General features: G+C 34.1%; 17 protein-coding genes. All 17 read left to right on the top strand.

Annotation, left to right across the window (positions count from 1 at the left end; translation table 11 throughout):
- Positions 1 to 425: 425 nt before the first annotated feature.
- The 17 genes from SHI72_RS12785 to SHI72_RS12705 all read left to right on the top strand — a co-directional run bounded on the left by SHI72_RS12785 (position 426) and on the right by SHI72_RS12705 (position 16923).
- Complete coding sequence (locus tag SHI72_RS12785; RefSeq protein WP_323490168.1) at positions 426 to 869, top strand: hypothetical protein; 444 nt, start codon at positions 426 to 428, stop codon at positions 867 to 869.
- Between the two features lie 328 nt (positions 870 to 1197).
- Positions 1198 to 2955, top strand: a complete 1758-nt coding sequence (gene aspS, locus SHI72_RS12780) for an aspartate--tRNA ligase (protein WP_086893656.1) — start codon at positions 1198 to 1200, stop codon at positions 2953 to 2955.
- 112 nt (positions 2956 to 3067) lie between these two features.
- On the top strand, positions 3068 to 3262 hold the full coding sequence (locus SHI72_RS12775; protein WP_007137066.1) for a cold-shock protein: 195 nt from the start codon (positions 3068 to 3070) through the stop codon (positions 3260 to 3262).
- Positions 3263 to 3508: 246 nt separating this feature from the next.
- Entirely contained in the window at positions 3509 to 3874 is a 366-nt protein-coding gene (locus tag SHI72_RS12770; RefSeq protein ID WP_035618204.1) for an NADH-quinone oxidoreductase subunit A, read from the top strand.
- Between the two features lie 177 nt (positions 3875 to 4051).
- A complete protein-coding gene (locus SHI72_RS12765) occupies positions 4052 to 4600 on the top strand; it encodes an NADH-quinone oxidoreductase subunit B (RefSeq protein ID WP_035618207.1) in 549 nt (182 codons plus the stop codon).
- A gap of 4 nt (positions 4601 to 4604) precedes the next feature.
- The gene (locus SHI72_RS12760; protein WP_039113669.1) at positions 4605 to 5126 is read left to right on the top strand and encodes an NADH-quinone oxidoreductase subunit C; all 522 of its coding nucleotides are present in this window, start codon (positions 4605 to 4607) and stop codon (positions 5124 to 5126) included.
- Positions 5127 to 5158: 32 nt separating this feature from the next.
- Entirely contained in the window at positions 5159 to 6397 is a 1239-nt protein-coding gene (locus SHI72_RS12755; protein WP_039113667.1) for an NADH-quinone oxidoreductase subunit D, read from the top strand.
- Between the two features lie 102 nt (positions 6398 to 6499).
- Positions 6500 to 7030: a complex I 24 kDa subunit family protein gene (locus SHI72_RS12750; RefSeq protein WP_039113666.1), complete on the top strand. Its 531-nt coding sequence runs from the start codon at positions 6500 to 6502 to the stop codon at positions 7028 to 7030.
- Position 7031: 1 nt separating this feature from the next.
- Positions 7032 to 8399 carry an NADH-quinone oxidoreductase subunit NuoF gene (nuoF, locus tag SHI72_RS12745; RefSeq protein WP_039113665.1) on the top strand — a complete coding sequence of 456 codons (1368 nt, stop codon included), beginning with the start codon at positions 7032 to 7034 and terminating at the stop codon, positions 8397 to 8399.
- Positions 8400 to 8476: 77 nt separating this feature from the next.
- On the top strand, positions 8477 to 9508 hold the full coding sequence (locus SHI72_RS12740; RefSeq protein WP_039113663.1) for a 2Fe-2S iron-sulfur cluster-binding protein: 1032 nt from the start codon (positions 8477 to 8479) through the stop codon (positions 9506 to 9508).
- Between the two features lie 2 nt (positions 9509 to 9510).
- Positions 9511 to 10563: an NADH-quinone oxidoreductase subunit NuoH gene (nuoH, locus tag SHI72_RS12735; protein ID WP_039113661.1), complete on the top strand. Its 1053-nt coding sequence runs from the start codon at positions 9511 to 9513 to the stop codon at positions 10561 to 10563.
- A 160-nt stretch (positions 10564 to 10723) separates the two neighbouring features.
- Positions 10724 to 11269, top strand: a complete 546-nt coding sequence (locus SHI72_RS12730; protein WP_039113659.1) for a NuoI/complex I 23 kDa subunit family protein — start codon at positions 10724 to 10726, stop codon at positions 11267 to 11269.
- Positions 11269 to 11808, top strand: a complete 540-nt coding sequence (locus tag SHI72_RS12725) for an NADH-quinone oxidoreductase subunit J (protein ID WP_039113657.1) — start codon at positions 11269 to 11271, stop codon at positions 11806 to 11808. The genes SHI72_RS12730 and SHI72_RS12725 overlap by 1 nt, the downstream gene beginning before the upstream one ends.
- Positions 11808 to 12128: an NADH-quinone oxidoreductase subunit NuoK gene (nuoK, locus tag SHI72_RS12720; RefSeq protein ID WP_035618229.1), complete on the top strand. Its 321-nt coding sequence runs from the start codon at positions 11808 to 11810 to the stop codon at positions 12126 to 12128. Before SHI72_RS12725 ends, nuoK begins: the two co-directional genes overlap by 1 nt.
- A 6-nt stretch (positions 12129 to 12134) precedes the next feature.
- Positions 12135 to 14018, top strand: coding sequence for an NADH-quinone oxidoreductase subunit L (gene nuoL / locus SHI72_RS12715; protein WP_323490167.1), 1884 nt, complete (start codon positions 12135 to 12137; stop codon positions 14016 to 14018).
- A gap of 10 nt (positions 14019 to 14028) precedes the next feature.
- Positions 14029 to 15468, top strand: coding sequence for an NADH-quinone oxidoreductase subunit M (locus SHI72_RS12710; RefSeq protein ID WP_323490166.1), 1440 nt, complete (start codon positions 14029 to 14031; stop codon positions 15466 to 15468).
- An 84-nt stretch (positions 15469 to 15552) separates the two neighbouring features.
- The gene (locus SHI72_RS12705; protein WP_039117046.1) at positions 15553 to 16923 is read left to right on the top strand and encodes an NADH-quinone oxidoreductase subunit N; all 1371 of its coding nucleotides are present in this window, start codon (positions 15553 to 15555) and stop codon (positions 16921 to 16923) included.
- The last annotated feature ends 475 nt before the right edge of the window (positions 16924 to 17398 follow it).

Below are 17398 nucleotides of genomic sequence, written 5' to 3'. Positions count from 1 at the left end.
TAATTCGTGCGGGAGCTGGGTTAATTAGGAATATGCCCTAAACAACCCATTAAAATACACCGATCCTAGCGGGAATAAAGCCTCTGGAAACGGGAAAGATTGTGTAGATTGTGAGCTCACTCCTACCGAACAAACAGGTATAGGAAATGGAATCAAGACTATAAAGGACAACTGGGATGATTGGGGGATTAAAGATTTTACAAAGAAAAATCTAAACTTTAACAGCTGGGGCAGAAGTTGGAATAAATTTTGGGGCAAAAACCGTGATTCAGGACCACCACCTAATAGGAGTACTTATGTGAATATGAATGCTGTTAATCATTCAGGTGGGCAATTGTGAATGAGTAATTTAAACTCAGGAATTTGGTACGAGCCAAGTGGTCAAGTAAAAAGTATACTCGTTTCCCACATATAAATAATATTAGATGAACTTAGATAATTATATAATGAAATTAAATTTGGTACTTTTTGATTTAGATGTCCAAATAGGGCATTTAGCTACAAATTTTAAAAATTCTGCAGTAATTAATCTTAATGTAGAAAAAGCAATTAAAGTAAAAGAGTTTTTTAAAAAGAATAAATTAAGATGTGTTCCGAGTTCAATCTCTTCGCATTCTGAATTTCCACATGAGTTTTTGGCGACTATTTTTGCTTTTTTAAAAGAAAAAAATGTAATATTTATTGGGACATATGGGCTCTCATATGAGTCTATTGAAGAGATTTATAGAGAATTAAATGAATTACATAAAGATCAGGAAAAAATAATTTTCATTTGTCATCCTAGAAAACTAAAATCGGGAGAAATAGAAATCTTAAATATTAATAATCTTAAGGAAATAGATGAATGGTTAGCTTTGTTAAAAAAATAAACATTATCCTCGTTCCCCGCGCCCAAACGTGTCATTTTGTGTGGTATGAGGAATTATTCTGGTCAAAAAGAATTTATTAATGATGTTGTGATTTTTTGAATATTTGATATTTGGTTGTTATGGCCTCATGAAAGGATTCGTATGGATGCATAGGGAGAATTATTTGAATCACAATTAATACAATTGCATAGATTTTGGTCTCGATAGTGCTAAAATTATCTATCCCAACAACCGAAATAAAAAAATAATCAAGATGAATAGCATTAAACAATAGAAAACTGGACTTATTTAATTTTTGTGTTTACTTTTGCAATCTAAAATTTGGATCATGTATAGAAGTCATAATTGTGGCGAATTAAACGCCTCACACATTAATACAGAAGTTACACTAGCGGGCTGGGTTCAGAAATCGCGTGATAAGGGATTTATGAATTGGGTCGATTTACGTGACCGTTATGGAATCACACAACTTATTTTCGACGAAAGTCGTAGCGACAAAGCAGTTTTTGAAGCAGCAAAAACGCTAGGAAGAGAATTTGTTATCCAAGTTAAAGGAACTGTGATTGAACGTGAGGACAAAAACAAAAATAAAAACATGGTTACTGGTGACATAGAAATTTTAGTCACTGAACTAACTGTTCTTAATGCTGCATTAACACCTCCTTTCACAATAGAAGATGAAACTGATGGTGGAGAAGATATCCGAATGAAATATCGTTACCTTGATATTCGTCGTAATCCAGTAAAAAATAGTTTACTATTCCGTCATAAAGTGGCAATGGAAGTTCGTAAATATTTATCTGATTTGGATTTCTGCGAAGTAGAGACTCCTTACTTAATAAAATCGACTCCAGAAGGAGCGAGAGATTTCGTTGTACCAAGTCGTATGAACGAAGGACAATTTTATGCATTACCACAATCTCCACAAACTTTCAAACAATTATTGATGGTTGGTGGAATGGATAAATACTTCCAGATTGTAAAATGTTTCCGTGACGAAGATTTACGTGCAGACCGTCAGCCTGAGTTTACACAAATCGATTGCGAAATGGCATTTGTAGAACAAGAAGACATTTTAAATGTTTTTGAAGGACTGACAAGACACTTACTAAAAGAAATAAAAGGTGTAGAAGTAGATAAATTCCCAAGAATTACTTACGACTATGCTATGAAAACATATGGAAATGACAAACCGGACATTCGTTTCGGAATGGAATTTGGAGAATTAAACGAATTTGCACAGCATAAAGAGTTCCCAGTATTTAATGCTGCCGAATTAGTAGTTGGAATTGCAGTTCCTGGCGCAGGAAATTATACTCGTAAAGAAATTGACGGATTAATTGACTGGGTTAAACGTCCACAAGTTGGCGCATCCGGAATGGTGTATGCTAAATGTAATGACGATGGAACTTACAAATCATCTGTAGATAAATTTTATGACCAAGACGATTTAACCAATTGGGCAAAAGTTACAGGAGCAAAACCAGGCGATATGATTTTTGTACTTTCTGGCCCAGCTAATAAAACACGTGCTCAATTAAGTGCTTTACGTATGGAATTAGCTACACGTTTAGGATTACGTAAACCAGAAGAGTTTGCGCCACTATGGGTAGTTGATTTCCCATTGTTAGAATTAGACGAAGAAACTGGTCGTTACCACGCAATGCACCACCCATTTACATCTCCTAAACCAGAAGATATGCAATTATTGGAAACTGAACCTGGAAAAGTTCGCGCCAATGCATATGACATGGTTCTTAACGGAAATGAAATTGGAGGAGGTTCTATTCGTATTCACGACAAGGCAACACAACAATTAATGTTCAAATACCTTGGTTTTACTGAGGATGAGGCCAAAGCACAATTCGGATTCTTAATGGATGCGTTCCAATTTGGGGCTCCACCACACGGAGGATTAGCTTTTGGACTAGACAGATTAGTAGCTATATTAGGTGGACAAGAGACAATTAGAGATTTTATCGCGTTCCCAAAAAATAATTCGGGTCGTGATGTAATGATTGATGCTCCTGCAGCAATAGATGCTTTACAATTAAAAGAATTACACATCCAAATTGAAGCAAAATAATAAGTGAATACACTGTAAATCAATATTTTTTCTAAAAAATTAACAGTTTGTTGTCTTTTGTATTATTTTATATCTTACATTTGCCTCATTATAAATTATTATTACTATTACAATGCGTACAGGTACAGTTAAATTTTTCAATGAGTCTAAAGGTTACGGGTTCATTACAGACGAAGAAACAGGAAAAGACATTTTCGTTCATGCATCAGGAATCAACGCGGAAGAATTACGCGAAGGTGACAGAGTAAGCTACGAAGAAGAAGAAGGAAGAAAAGGTAAAGTTGCTGCTAAAGTTGCAGTAATCTAAGCATAAAAATATAGCAATTTATTTTTTTTGCCACCGAATGCTTAAAAGCGTTTCGATTAATTTCGAAACGCTTTTTTTTTACGCCTAATTCTTAAAAAAATCATAAAATTCGAAATCTTATTTATAATCAATAAAAATTACACTATTACTACATTTCAAAACCTACTTAAATCATTTTTTAGCTTGTGATTTACATACTTGAGGGCTATCTTTGTGACTTATTTTTAAGCAAAAAATCCTTAAATTATGCATTCAGATCAAGTAAATTATATTCCAATTTTAATGCAGCTTATTTTAGCTGTTGGTTTTGTAGTAGGAACCATTATCATTTCTGGAAAATTAGGCCCAAAAAGAGCTTCCGCAAGCAAAGACAAAAACTTTGAGTGTGGTGTAGAATCTATTGGTAATGCTCGTGTACCATTCTCAGTAAAATATTTCTTAGTAGCTATATTATTTGTATTGTTCGACGTAGAGGTAATTTTCCTTTACCCATGGGCTGCAAACTTTAAAGAACTAGGTATGGAAGGAATGCTAAAAATGTTAGTATTCATGTCACTTCTTTTAGTAGGCTTCTTCTACATTATCAAAAAGAAAGCCTTAGAGTGGGAATAAAAAAGAGATTTTAGATTTTAGATTGGTGATTTTAGATTTAAGAATAGATTCTTGACTAAGTTATTTACAATTTAAGATTTGAACTCCTCAAAATAATACAATTGATTTAAAAAAATTGATTTCAGTTTTTACGATTTCTCGAAATCTAAAATCAGAAATCAGAAATCTAAAATAAAAATGAGCGATTCAAATATAAATATGGTTGCCCCGCCAGAAGGAGTTACAGGAGAGGGTTTCTTCGCTACAAAACTTAACGATGTTGTAGGTTTAGCAAGAGCCAATTCGTTATGGCCTTTACCATTTGCAACTTCTTGTTGTGGTATCGAATTCATGGCTACAATGGCTTCGCATTACGATATAGCACGATTTGGTTCTGAGCGTGTGAGTTTTTCTCCTCGTCAGGCTGATATGTTAATGGTAATGGGAACTATTTCTAAAAAAATGGGACCAGTTTTACGTCAGGTTTATGAGCAAATGGCCGAACCTCGTTGGGTTATTGCCGTAGGTGCTTGTGCATCATCCGGAGGTATTTTTGATACTTATTCAGTTCTTCAGGGAATTGACAAAATAATACCTGTAGATGTTTATGTTCCGGGTTGTCCGCCAAGACCAGAACAAATTCTTGATGGTGTGATGAAATTACAAGAATTAGTAAAAAGCGAGTCTGTAAGAAGACGTAGCTCACCTGAGTACCAAGAATTATTGGCTTCATATAACATTCAATAACAAAATGGCATTAGAGACAATAGAAATTCAAGATAAATTAATTGAAACATTTGGAGAAAGTGTTTTCAATTTCAATCAAGAAAGAGACATTTTTTCATTAGAAGTTGATTCTGATAAAATTACAGCTGTAATTCTTTTTTTGAAAAATGACCCAATATTACGTTTTCATTTCCTAACCGATTTATGTGGTATTCACTACCCTGATAATGAAGTTGACCGCCAATTTGCAATAGTATATCATTTGCATAACTGGTATGAAAACAAAAGAATTAAAATAAAAGCCTTTATCAATGGTGAAAAACCAGAAATAAAAACCATATCAAACATTTTCTTGTGTTCAAACTGGATGGAAAGAGAAACATATGATTTTTATGGGGTAAATTTCATCGGTCATCCACAATTGAAACGTATTTTGAATATGGATGAAATGATTTCATTTCCGATGCGTAAAGAGTTCCCATTGGAAGACAGTGGAAGAACTGATAAAGACGACAGGTTCTTTGGAAGAACAACAACAAATTGCTAAGACAAAATCATATAATTTTTCACATTAAATAAATGTCAGAACTATTATTACCACCAGAGCATCGCTATGCTAAAATAATCGAACAGAAACTAAACGACGAAGGAAGCGAACTTTCTGTTCTGAACTTAGGACCAACACACCCAGCTACACACGGTATTTTTCAAAACGTACTGTTAATGGACGGTGAGAGAATTCTTGAGGCTGAAACAACTATTGGTTACATCCACAGAGCATTCGAAAAAATTGCCGAAAATCGTCCTTTTTATCAAATCACTCCTCTTACAGACCGAATGAACTATTGCTCCTCTCCTATCAATAATATGGGATGGTGGATGACTCTAGAAAAACTTTTAGAAATTGAAATACCTAAACGTGTTCAATACTTAAGAGTTATCATAATGGAACTGTCAAGAATTACCGATCATATTATCTGTAATTCAATTCTTGGGGTAGATACAGGTGCTTATACAGGTTTCCTTTACGTTTTTCAATTTAGAGAAAAAATATACGAAATCTACGAAGAAATTTGTGGAGCTCGTTTAACTACAAATATGGGAAGAATCGGTGGATTTGAAAGAGATTGGTCTGAGGCCGCTTTCAAAAAAATTGAAATTTTCTTAGAAGAATTTCCAGTTGCCTGGAAAGAATTCGAAAGCTTATTCGAAAGAAACAGAATTTTCATTGACAGAACGGTTAATGTTGGACCAATAAGTGCCGAAAGAGCTATGGCTTACGGTTTCACAGGACCAAACTTACGTGCTAGTGGTGTTGATTATGACATACGTGTTGCTCAACCGTATTCATCTTACGAAGATTTTGACTTTATCGTTCCAGTTGGTAAATCGGGAGATACTTACGACCGTTTCTGTGTTCGTAATGCCGAAGTTTGGGAAAGTTTAAGCATTATTCGTCAAGCATTAGATAAAATGCCAGAAGGAAATGTTTTCCATGCTGAAGTTCCAGATTACTATCTTCCTCCAAAAGAAGATGTATACACTAACATGGAATCGTTAATATATCACTTTAAGATTGTTATGGGAGAAGTTCCTGTTCCAGTTGCCGAAATATACCACGCGGTTGAAGGCGGAAATGGTGAATTAGGATTTTACCTGGTAACCGACGGAAGCAGAACTCCATACAGATTACATTTTAGAAGACCTTGCTTTATATATTATCAAGCTTATCCTGAAATGATTAAAGGAGCTATGTTATCCGATGCCATTGTAATATTATCAAGTTTAAATGTTATCGCTGGAGAGTTAGACGCATAAAGAATTCAGATTGAAGAATCTAAAACTTAAACAATGATTGCAGAATATAGATTATAGACAACAGAAAAAACTGAAATCTAAAATCTAAAATCTAAAATAAAAATGGAACGTAAACATTACAAACAAGAAATAAATATGACTGAGGCATTGATGAACCGCATCAATGAGTTAATCAGTCATTATCCTGAAGACAAAAGAAAATCGGCTTTATTGCCTGTTTTACACGAAGTACAAGATGCCCATGAAAACTGGCTAAGTATTGAGCTACAGGACAAGGTTGCCGAAATTTTACATATAAAACCGATTGAGGTTTACGAAGTGGTAACTTTTTATACCATGTACAACCAAAAACCAATGGGTAAATACATGTTTGAATTTTGTCAGACTTCTTGTTGTTGTTTAAATGGTGCCGAAAATTTAATGGATTATACATCTGAGAAATTAGGCATTAAAATGGGTGAAACAACTCCTGACGGAATGTTCAGCATTGCTGGCGTTGAGTGTTTAGGGGCTTGCGGATACGCTCCAATGATGCAGTTAGGCGATTTCTACAAAGAAAAACTTACAGAAGAAAAAATTGATCAGCTAATCACTGATTGTAAGGATAATAAAATAATATTACACGATAAATAATATGTCACAGAAAATATTATTAGATAAAATCAATATTCCTGGTATTAAAACCTACGAAGTGTACCGCAAAAATGGTGGTTATGCATCTGTAGAAAAAGCTTTAAAAACGCTTACACCAGACGAAGTTGTTGAAGAAGTAAAAAAATCAGGTCTTCGTGGTCGTGGTGGTGCAGGTTTCCCTGCAGGTATGAAATGGAGTTTTATTGATAAAAAATCAGGAAAACCAAGACATTTAGTATGCAACGCCGACGAATCTGAGCCAGGTACTTTTAAAGATCGTTATTTGATGGAATACATTCCTCACTTATTGATTGAAGGTATGATTACTTCAAGTTTTGCCTTAGGCGCTAACTTATCATATATCTACATACGTGGAGAATATATGTGGGTTTTCAAAATATTAGAAAGAGCCATTGCCGAAGCGAAAGCTGCTGGATTTTTGGGAAAAAACATATTAGGATCAGGATATGATCTGGAACTATACGTTCACTGTGGGGCTGGTGCTTATATTTGTGGTGAAGAAACTGCACTTATTGAGTCATTGGAAGGAAAAAGAGGAAATCCGCGTATTAAACCACCGTTCCCTGCTGTTTCTGGACTTTGGGCTAACCCTACCGTGGTAAACAATGTTGAAACTATTGCCACTGTGCCATGGATTATCAATAACTCTGGTGATGATTATGCCAAAATTGGTGTAGGTCGTTCTACTGGAACTAAATTAATCTCTGCTTCTGGACACGTTAAAAATCCTGGGGTTTACGAAATTGAATTAGGTTTAAGTGTTGATGAATTCATGAATTCTGATGAATACTTAGGCGGAATGTCTTCTAGCAGACCTTTAAAAGCGTTTGTTCCTGGAGGTTCTTCTGTGCCAATTTTACCAGCTGAATTAATTTTTAAAACTGCAAATGGTGAAGATCGTTTAATGACTTACGAATCTTTAAGTGATGGTGGTTTTGCTACTGGATCTATGTTAGGTTCTGGAGGATTTATTGTGTACAACGACACTGCCTGTATCGTAAGAAATACATGGAATTTTGCACGTTTTTACCACCACGAATCTTGTGGACAATGTACTCCTTGTCGTGAAGGTACAGGATGGTTAGAAAAAATATTATGGAGAATCGAAAACGGTCAAGGTCGTGAAGAAGATATCGAATTATTATGGAGCATTCAAAGTAAAATCGAAGGAAATACGATTTGCCCACTTGGAGATGCAGCATCTTGGCCAGTAGCAGCAGCTATTCGTCATTTTAGAGATGAATTTGAATATCACGTTCGTTTCCCAGAAAAAATAAAAAACAGAGAACATTTTGTTGCTGAGCCTTTTTCGCAAGTAAAACATTTAGTAACAAAACAAACAGTTTAAATTAGTTTGAAGCTTTTTAGCTTTAAGTTCAACAACTTGAAACTTTAAACCTTAAACTAAAATAACAAAATATAGAGATGAAAGTAACCATAGACGGTCAAAGTATAGACGTAGAGCCAGGAACAACAATCCTACAGGCTGCACGTATGATTGGTGGAGATTTAGTTCCGCCAGCCATGTGCTATTACTCAAAATTAAAAGGTAGCGGAGGAAAATGCCGTTGTTGTTTAGTTGAAGTATCGAAAGGAAGTGAAGCTGATCCAAGACCAATGCCAAAATTGATGGCATCTTGTGTAACAGGATGTATGGATGGTATGGAAGTAAACAGCAAATCTTCTGACAGAGTAACGGAAGCACGTAAATCTGTAACAGAATTTTTATTGATTAATCACCCTTTGGATTGCCCTGTTTGTGATCAGGCTGGTGAATGTGATCTTCAAAATTTAAGTTTTGAGCACGGAAATCCGAAATCACGTTTCATTGAAGAAAAAAGAACTTTTGAGCCAGAAGATATAGGTCCGCATATTCAATTGCACATGAACCGTTGTATCTTATGTCAGAGATGTGTACAAGTTGCAGATCAATTGACAGACAATAGAGTTCACGGGGTATTAGATCGTGGTGATCACGCTAATATTTCGACTGGTATCTCTAAAGCAATCGATAATGAGTTCTCTGGAAATATGATTGATGTATGTCCTGTTGGAGCTTTGACTGATAAAACTTTCCGTTTTAAATCAAGAGTTTGGTTTAATAAGCCTTATAATGCACACAGAGAGTGTACTACTCCTGGATGTTGTGGTAAAACTACTGTTTGGATGTTTGGTGGCGAAATACAACGTGTAACTGGTCGTAAAGACATTTACCATGAAGTAGAAGAGTTTATTTGTAACAGTTGTCGTTTTGACCACAAAAATGTTGCTGACTGGACTATTGAAGGACCAAGAGAATTTGAAAAAGATTCGGTTATCAACCAAAATAACTATACTCGTAAGTTAGAAAAAGTAGAAATCGATACGGAGAAGAATATCCTTTTAGGTAGAGATGAAGACCGTAAAAAAATTAGTATGGCACAAATTCCATTAACCAATAACGACAAAATCTCTTAGTAATGGATAGTACATTTATTATAGAAAAAAGTGTTGTAATCTTAGTGGTTTTTGCCGTGACTATGATTATGGCGATGTATTCTACTTGGGCTGAACGTAAAGTTGCAGCTTTCTTACAAGACCGTGTTGGACCTAACCGTGCTGGTTGGGGTGGATTATTACAACCTCTTGCAGATGGTATGAAGTTATTCTCGAAAGAGGAGTTTATACCTAATACTCCAAATAAATTTTTATTTGTTGTAGGTCCTGCAATTGCTATGAGTACTGCTTTAATGACAAGTGCCGTAATTCCTTGGGGAGATAAATTACATTTATTTGGCAGAGATATTTTACTACAAGCTACAGATATCAATATTGGATTATTATATTTCTTCGGAGTTGTTTCTGTTGGGGTTTATGGTATTATGATTGGTGGATGGGCATCTAACAGTAAATTCTCATTGATGGGAGCGGTTCGTGCTGCTTCGCAAATGGTTTCGTATGAAATCGCAATGGGATTGTCGATGATTGCTTTATTGATGATGACTGGTAGTTTAAGCTTAAGAGAAATCTCTATGCAACAAGCTGAAATGAACTGGAATGTATTTTACCAACCTTTATCTTTCTTGATTTTCCTTATTTGCGCATTTGCTGAAACAAACAGAACTCCTTTTGACTTAGCAGAATGTGAAACGGAATTAGTTGGTGGATATCACACAGAGTATTCTTCGATGAAAATGGGATTCTATTTATTTGCTGAATATGCAAATATGTTTATCTCGGCTACTATTATCTCTGTATTGTTCTTTGGTGGATATAACTATCCTGGTATGCAATGGATGGTGGAGAATGCGGGTGTAAATCCGGCTAACGTTTTAGGAATGGTTGTTTTATTTGCCAAAATATGCTTTTTCATATTTTTCTATATGTGGGTTCGTTGGACTATTCCAAGATTCAGATATGACCAATTGATGCATTTGGGTTGGAAAATATTAATTCCGCTTTCTATCATCAATATCATGATTACTGGTGTTGTAATGTTAAGAGGTGAAATTGCAGCTTATTTAGGGTTTTAATAAACGAAATACCTAGCCCTGATAGAAGTGGAAATCCTTTATTGTTTTCCTTTAAAACAATAAAGATTGTAACGGATAGCAGGATTAGCTTCAGATAAAAATAAAAGAAATAAATTTTTGAATTTGGTTTTGGAATCAAAATCGCAAATGATAAATTAAAATGTCGATAGAAACTATATCATTATCGGGTAGAAAAAAGGTAGTCTCAAATAAAGAGATGACTTTTCTTGAGCGATTGTACCTTGTTGCAATTTTCAAGGGCTTGGTTATTACAATCAAACACTTTTTTAGACGTAAGAAAACAATTCACTACCCAGAACAAGTTCGTGTACGAAGCGATGTTTATCGTGGTCAACACCAGTTGAAACGTGATGAACAAGGTCGTGAGAACTGTACTGCATGTGGATTATGTGCTTTGTCATGTCCTGCTGAGGCAATCACGATGAAAGCTGAAGAGCGTAAACCAAATGAGAAACATTTGTACAGAGAAGAAAAATATGCTTCGATATATGAGATTAATATGTTGCGTTGTATTTTTTGTGGATTGTGTGAAGAGGCTTGTCCTAAAGATGCAATTTACCTGACTACGTCAAAAGTATTAGTTCCTTCTAGTTATGAAAGAGAAGATTTTATTTTTGGAAAAGATAAATTAGTGATGCCATTAGATGTGGCTATGAAAAACGCTCAACTTAAAAACGCTAATTAATGATACATATACCTGATTTTGCAAATGCAAATGCAATACAAATTACTTTTTGTATATTAGCTTTCATAACAGTGATAACTGCTTTCTTAACGATTTTTAGTCGTAACCCTATTCATAGTGCTATTTATTTAGTGATTTGCTTTTTCTCGATTGCGGGTCATTATTTACTATTAAATGCTCAGTTTCTAGCGATTGTTCACATCATAGTATATTCGGGAGCCATAATGATTTTGTTTTTATTTACCATTATGTTGATGAACCTGAACGAAAAACACGAAGTACATAAACCCCGAATTACTCGTTTGGGCGCTATTGTTTCTTTCTGTTTGATTTGTATTGTATTAATTGCAATATTTATTAACTCTAAACCAATTGTTGGTGAATACGACTCGACTGGTGAAGATTTTCAATCGATAAAAGTATTAGGTAAAATATTACTGAACGAATATATGGTTCCGTTTGAATTTGCTTCTATTTTACTTTTGGTTGCCATGATTGGAACTGTGTTATTGTCTAAAAAAGAAAAATCGAAAAAATAATGAATAATATTTTAAATCAAATAGGTATTGAAAACTACATATTTTTAAGTGTAGTCCTTTTTTGCGTAGGCATATTTGGTGTTTTATACAGACGTAATGCGATTATCGTTTTTATGTCAATCGAAATCATGCTTAATGCAGTAAACTTATTATTTGTTGCTTTCTCTACTTATCACCAAGATGCACAAGGACAAGTATTCGTATTTTTCTCGATGGCAGTTGCTGCTGCTGAAGTAGCGGTTGGATTGGCAATTTTAGTATCGATATTTAGAAACATACATTCAATTAGTATCGATAATTTAAAAAATTTAAAAGGATAAATGGCAATGGATACCAATTTAGCTTTAGTTTTAGTATTAGCTCCTTTTTTAGGATTTTTAATCAATGTTTTCTTTGGGAAAAGTCTAGGAAAGACAGTTTCTGGCGCTATAGGAACTCTTTCTGTAGTTGTTTCATTTGCTGTAACTATTTATTTTTTCCTTCAAATAAATCAAACTCAACAACCTATCAGCATTTCTTTATTTGAATGGATTCAGATAAGTAATTTCAAAGTTGATTTAGGTTTCTTATTAGATCAATTATCATTGCTTTGGTTGCTTTTTGTAACTGGTATTGGTTCTTTGATTCACTTATACTCTATCAGCTATATGCATGATGATGAGAAAATGCACCAGTTTTTTGCTTACTTAAATCTGTTTGTGTTTTTCATGATTACATTAGTTGTTGGAAGTAACTTATTAGTATTATTCATTGGTTGGGAAGGTGTAGGACTTTGTTCTTACTTACTAATCGGTTTCTGGTATAAAAACCAAGAATATAATGATGCGGCTAAAAAAGCTTTTATCATCAACAGAATTGGGGATTTAGGATTATTAGTTGGTATTTTTATCATCGGTTCTATGTTCTCTTCTCTAGATTACGCAACTATAAAAACTGCAATTGCTAGTGCAACTGACTTAAATGTTCCGTTACTTTCTTTAGCTGCTTTTTGCTTATTTATTGGTGCTTGTGGTAAATCGGCTCAAATCCCATTATACACATGGTTGCCTGATGCGATGGCTGGACCAACTCCGGTTTCTGCATTAATTCACGCTGCTACGATGGTTACTGCTGGTATCTTTATGATTACCAGATTAAACTTTGTTTTTGATTTAACTCCAGATGTTCAAAGCTTAATTGCTATTATCGGGGCAATAACTTCTCTTGTTGCTGCTACAATTGGTCTGGTTCAGAATGATATTAAAAAAGTATTGGCTTACTCTACTGTTTCGCAATTAGGTTTAATGTTTTTAGCATTAGGATTAGGTGCTTACGAAGTAGCTGTTTTCCACGTAATAACTCACGCTTTCTTTAAAGCTTGTTTATTCTTGGGTTCTGGTTCTGTAATTCACGCTTTGCATGGTGAACAAGATATGCGTAAAATGGGTGGATTACGTAAAGCTATGCCAGTTACATTTATCACGATGCTTGTTTCTTCATTAGCAATATCGGGAGTTCCATTATTCTCTGGTTTCTTCTCGAAAGACGAAATTTTATTGACTGCTTTTCATCATAACATTCCGCTTTATGTTGTTGCATCGGTTGCATCTATCATGACTGCTTTTTATATGTTTAGATTAATGTTCTTAACTTTCTTTAAAGATTTTAGAGGAACTGAACACCAAAAAAGTCACTTACACGAAAGTCCTGCTTTAATCACTTTTCCATTAATCGTTTTAGCAATCCTGGCTACTTTTGGCGGATTGATTAGCTTACCTGGAAATAGCTGGTTGAATACTTATTTAGCTCCACTTTTTACAAAAGTAGCTGGCGAAGCTCATCACTTAGGAACTACTGAATATACCTTAATGGGTGTTGCAGTAATTGGTGGTTTAGTTGGGATTTTTATTGCCTACTTAAAATACATCAAACAAAATAATGTTCCTGGTGAAGATGAATCTATTACTGGGGTAACAAAAGTATTATACAACAAGTATTATGTTGATGAAGCTTACGATTATGTATTTGTACGCTCTATTAATGGAATATCTAAATTCTTTAGAGATTATGTAGAAACAAGTATATCAGCTCTTGTTTTCGGATTAGGAAAAGTAACCAATGAGATAAGTTATCAAGGTAGAAAATTACAAAGCGGAAGTATCGGACTATATTTGTTTGCTTTTGTTTTGGGTCTTTGTGCCATTGTTTCTTATATATTTTTAGCTCAATAATTTAATAACTATGAACGTTTCTCTTATATTAATTATACTTTTAATTGGTGCATTTGTCACTTATTTTGTTGGTGATAAACTAGCTTCAAAAGTAGCTTTGTTCTTTAGTTTGGCCGCTTTAGGTTGTTCGGTTGTATTGTTAAATCATTATAATCTTGGTGAAAGCATTAGCTATATTAGCCAATGGATTATTCAGCCTAAAATTTCATTTGTATTAAATGCAGATGGATTGGGTATTGCAATGTTGTTGCTTACAACGGCATTAACTCCTATAATCATACTTTCTTCTTTTGGGAATTCTTACCCAAATGCAAAAGGATTCTATGCTTTAATTTTATTCATGGCATTTGCAATGGTTGGGACTTTCCTTGCCGCAGATGGTTTGTTATACTATGTTTTCTGGGAATTATCATTAATCCCTATTTATTTCATTGCCTTAATTTGGGGTAATGGCGATACTGAAGAACGCAAAAAAGCGGTAGTTAAATTCTTTATCTACACTCTTGCTGGTTCATTATTTATGCTTGTAGCATTTGTTTACTTATACACAAAAGCGGGTAGCTTCTTATTGACTGATTTATACGAATTGGATTTATCTGCAACGGAGCAACTTTGGATATTCCTGGCTTTCTTCTTAGCTTATGCTATTAAGATTCCTCTTATTCCTTTTCATACTTGGCAAGCAAGTGTGTACCAAAAAGCACCTACTGCAGGAACTATGCTTTTATCTGGTATCATGCTTAAAATGGGACTGTACAGTATCATTCGTTGGCAATTGCCAATTGCTCCACTTCCTGCAAAAGAATACATGACTGTATTTATTGCATTAGGGATTGCTGGTGTAATTTATGGTTCTATTGTTGCATTAAGACAAAAAGACTTAAAAAAATTACTTGCTTATTCTTCATTAGCTCACGTTGGGTTAATCGCTGCAGGTACTTATACTCTAACTGCTGATGGTTTAAGCGGATCGGTTTTACAAATGATTGCTCACGGTTTTGTAGTAGTTGGTTTATTCCTTGCTGCCGAAATCATCTTTAGAAGATACGAAACCAGAGTTATCTCTGAAATGGGTGGAATTCGTTACCAATCGCCTAAGTTCACTTCGATGTTCTTAATTTTAGTATTGGCATCGGTTGCATTACCATCTACTTTTAACTTTGTTGGAGAGTTCACAGTATTATATAGCCTTTCTCAAATTAATATTTGGTTTGCCGTTTTAGGTGGAACTACTATTATTCTTGGTGCTTACTATATGCTTAAAATGTTCCAACATGTAATGTTAGGAGAAACAAATACGAAGCCTTTTGCAGATGTATCTATCTCTGAAGGTATTTCGCTTGTTGCAATTATTGCTGTATTATTCTTTTTTGGATTGTATCCAAAACCAATTACAGATTTAATTTCTCCAAGTTTAGATGTAATTTTAAAAGTTATACACAGAAACTAAGCTGGTAAAGAATAAATAACATATTTTAAATAAAAATAAATTAGGGCATCATTAGTTTTAGATTCCTAAATCAAAAAAACAAAAATGAATACATTAATAGCTATAATAGGATTGGGTGTTTTTTGCCTACTGTTTGAAATTCTTAATTTAAGAAAAGCCATTATTCCAGTAACTATAATTGGTTTATTAGGCGTTTTGGCAATAAACTATTCAGAGTTCGGTTTAACCGAGAGTTATTACAATAACATGATTGCGGTGAGTAAATACTCTACGGCGTTTTCATCTTTGTTTATTGTTTTAACGATTTTTTTAGTGGCTTTGAGTTACAATTTCTACGAAGATCACCAAACTAAAATTTCTGATTATGTAGCTATAAAAATATTCTTATTGGCAGGAGCTGTTGCAATGGTTTCTTTCGGAAACTTAGCTATGTTCTTCTTAGGTATCGAAGTATTATCTATTGCTTTATATGTACTGGCTGCAAGCGATAGAACGAAAATAAAAAGTAATGAGGCTGGAATGAAATATTTCCTAATGGGTTCTTTTGCTTCTGGAATTATCTTATTCGGAATCTGTTTGATTTACGGAGCTATGGGAAGTTTTGATGTAATTGAAATTAGCGATTTATCTCAATCTGCTGAATTGCCAATTTGGTTTCCTATCGGGATTGTTTTATTAACTGTTGGTATGTTGTTTAAAGTTGCTGCTGTTCCTTTCCACTTTTGGGCTCCAGATGTTTACGAAGGTTCTCCTGCTTTAACAACTGCTTTAATGAGTACTTTGGCTAAAGTTGTTGCTATTGCTACTTTATACAAACTATTAACGATATTAAATGCTGAACTTTCTGAAAGTTATGTAATCGTAATCGTGATTGTTTCTATGTTATCTATGACTGTTGGTAACATTATGGCATTGCGTCAAGTAAACGTAAAACGTATGCTTGCTTATTCTGGTATTTCGCATGCAGGTTTCATGTTAATGACTTTATTAACTTTGGCTACTTCTGCAGGAACTCTTTTATATTACACAACTGCTTATGCATTGGCTGGAATCGCAGCTTTTAGTGTAATCTTATATGTTTGCAAAAATCAAGATAACGAGGATATTACCAATTTTCATGGTTTAGGAAAAACGAATCCTTTATTAGCAGCAATCCTTACGGCTTCGCTTTTATCTATGGCAGGTATTCCGATTTTTGCAGGTTTCTTTGCTAAGTTATTCTTGTTTAATCAAGCAATACAAGCAGGATATATTGCATTAGTAATTGTTGCAGTGGTTAACTCTATTATTAGTGTTGGTTACTATTTCAAATTAATCTTAGCGATGTACACTAAAGAACCAAATGAAACTCGTACTGGAAGACCTTTCCTTATATACGCTGTTGCAGTAGTTTCTATACTATTAAACATTGTTATCGGTTTGTTCCCTTCTTTGGTTTTAGACCTTTTGAACTAAATAGACTTACATAAAAATACAAGCCATCAAGTTTAAAACTTGGTGGCTTTTTTATTTAAACCATATAAGCGATGTAAGGAAATATAAGTTTCAGCTATTCCTCTTAAATGGACTTATATGACTTACATGGTTTCATTTTTTATAGTTTCTATTAATACCGTAGATTTTTTATGACTATATAGAATGAATTGCATTCAGTAAACTCTCTCGCAAAGACGCCAAGGCGCAAAGTTTACATCTAATCGCTTGGCGGCTTTGCGACTTGGCGTGAAAACTACTAATTCTGCCTTTATAGGGAAAAGTTCTACTTGATAGCATTGAACTAAAGCAGGAGGCAATTCATAAATAAAATGCGCTAAATAAATCTCTTGTTAGTATAAAAAAGGCATAATCCAATTGTTAAAATATATATAGGGATTGGAGCAATTATGAAAATATGCGTTATATTTGGTACGTTTTAAAATCAAAATATATT

Origin of the sequence: Flavobacterium sp. PL02, from assembly GCF_035013205.1 — a bacterium.
Classification (GTDB): Bacteria; Bacteroidota; Bacteroidia; order Flavobacteriales; family Flavobacteriaceae; genus Flavobacterium.
Note: the sequence above shows the minus strand (reverse complement) of the source record. Positions and strands in the feature narration are given on the sequence as shown.

Coding starts and splice junctions, on each gene's coding strand:
- SHI72_RS12785 (WP_323490168.1), top strand. CDS start 426: ATGAACTTAGATAATTATATAATGAAATTAAATTTGGTACTTTTTGAT.
- aspS (WP_086893656.1), top strand. CDS start 1,198: ATGTATAGAAGTCATAATTGTGGCGAATTAAACGCCTCACACATTAAT.
- SHI72_RS12775 (WP_007137066.1), top strand. CDS start 3,068: ATGCGTACAGGTACAGTTAAATTTTTCAATGAGTCTAAAGGTTACGGG.
- SHI72_RS12770 (WP_035618204.1), top strand. CDS start 3,509: ATGCATTCAGATCAAGTAAATTATATTCCAATTTTAATGCAGCTTATT.
- SHI72_RS12765 (WP_035618207.1), top strand. CDS start 4,052: ATGAGCGATTCAAATATAAATATGGTTGCCCCGCCAGAAGGAGTTACA.
- SHI72_RS12760 (WP_039113669.1), top strand. CDS start 4,605: ATGGCATTAGAGACAATAGAAATTCAAGATAAATTAATTGAAACATTT.
- SHI72_RS12755 (WP_039113667.1), top strand. CDS start 5,159: ATGTCAGAACTATTATTACCACCAGAGCATCGCTATGCTAAAATAATC.
- SHI72_RS12750 (WP_039113666.1), top strand. CDS start 6,500: ATGGAACGTAAACATTACAAACAAGAAATAAATATGACTGAGGCATTG.
- nuoF (WP_039113665.1), top strand. CDS start 7,032: ATGTCACAGAAAATATTATTAGATAAAATCAATATTCCTGGTATTAAA.
- SHI72_RS12740 (WP_039113663.1), top strand. CDS start 8,477: ATGAAAGTAACCATAGACGGTCAAAGTATAGACGTAGAGCCAGGAACA.
- nuoH (WP_039113661.1), top strand. CDS start 9,511: ATGGATAGTACATTTATTATAGAAAAAAGTGTTGTAATCTTAGTGGTT.
- SHI72_RS12730 (WP_039113659.1), top strand. CDS start 10,724: ATGTCGATAGAAACTATATCATTATCGGGTAGAAAAAAGGTAGTCTCA.
- SHI72_RS12725 (WP_039113657.1), top strand. CDS start 11,269: ATGATACATATACCTGATTTTGCAAATGCAAATGCAATACAAATTACT.
- nuoK (WP_035618229.1), top strand. CDS start 11,808: ATGAATAATATTTTAAATCAAATAGGTATTGAAAACTACATATTTTTA.
- nuoL (WP_323490167.1), top strand. CDS start 12,135: ATGGATACCAATTTAGCTTTAGTTTTAGTATTAGCTCCTTTTTTAGGA.
- SHI72_RS12710 (WP_323490166.1), top strand. CDS start 14,029: ATGAACGTTTCTCTTATATTAATTATACTTTTAATTGGTGCATTTGTC.
- SHI72_RS12705 (WP_039117046.1), top strand. CDS start 15,553: ATGAATACATTAATAGCTATAATAGGATTGGGTGTTTTTTGCCTACTG.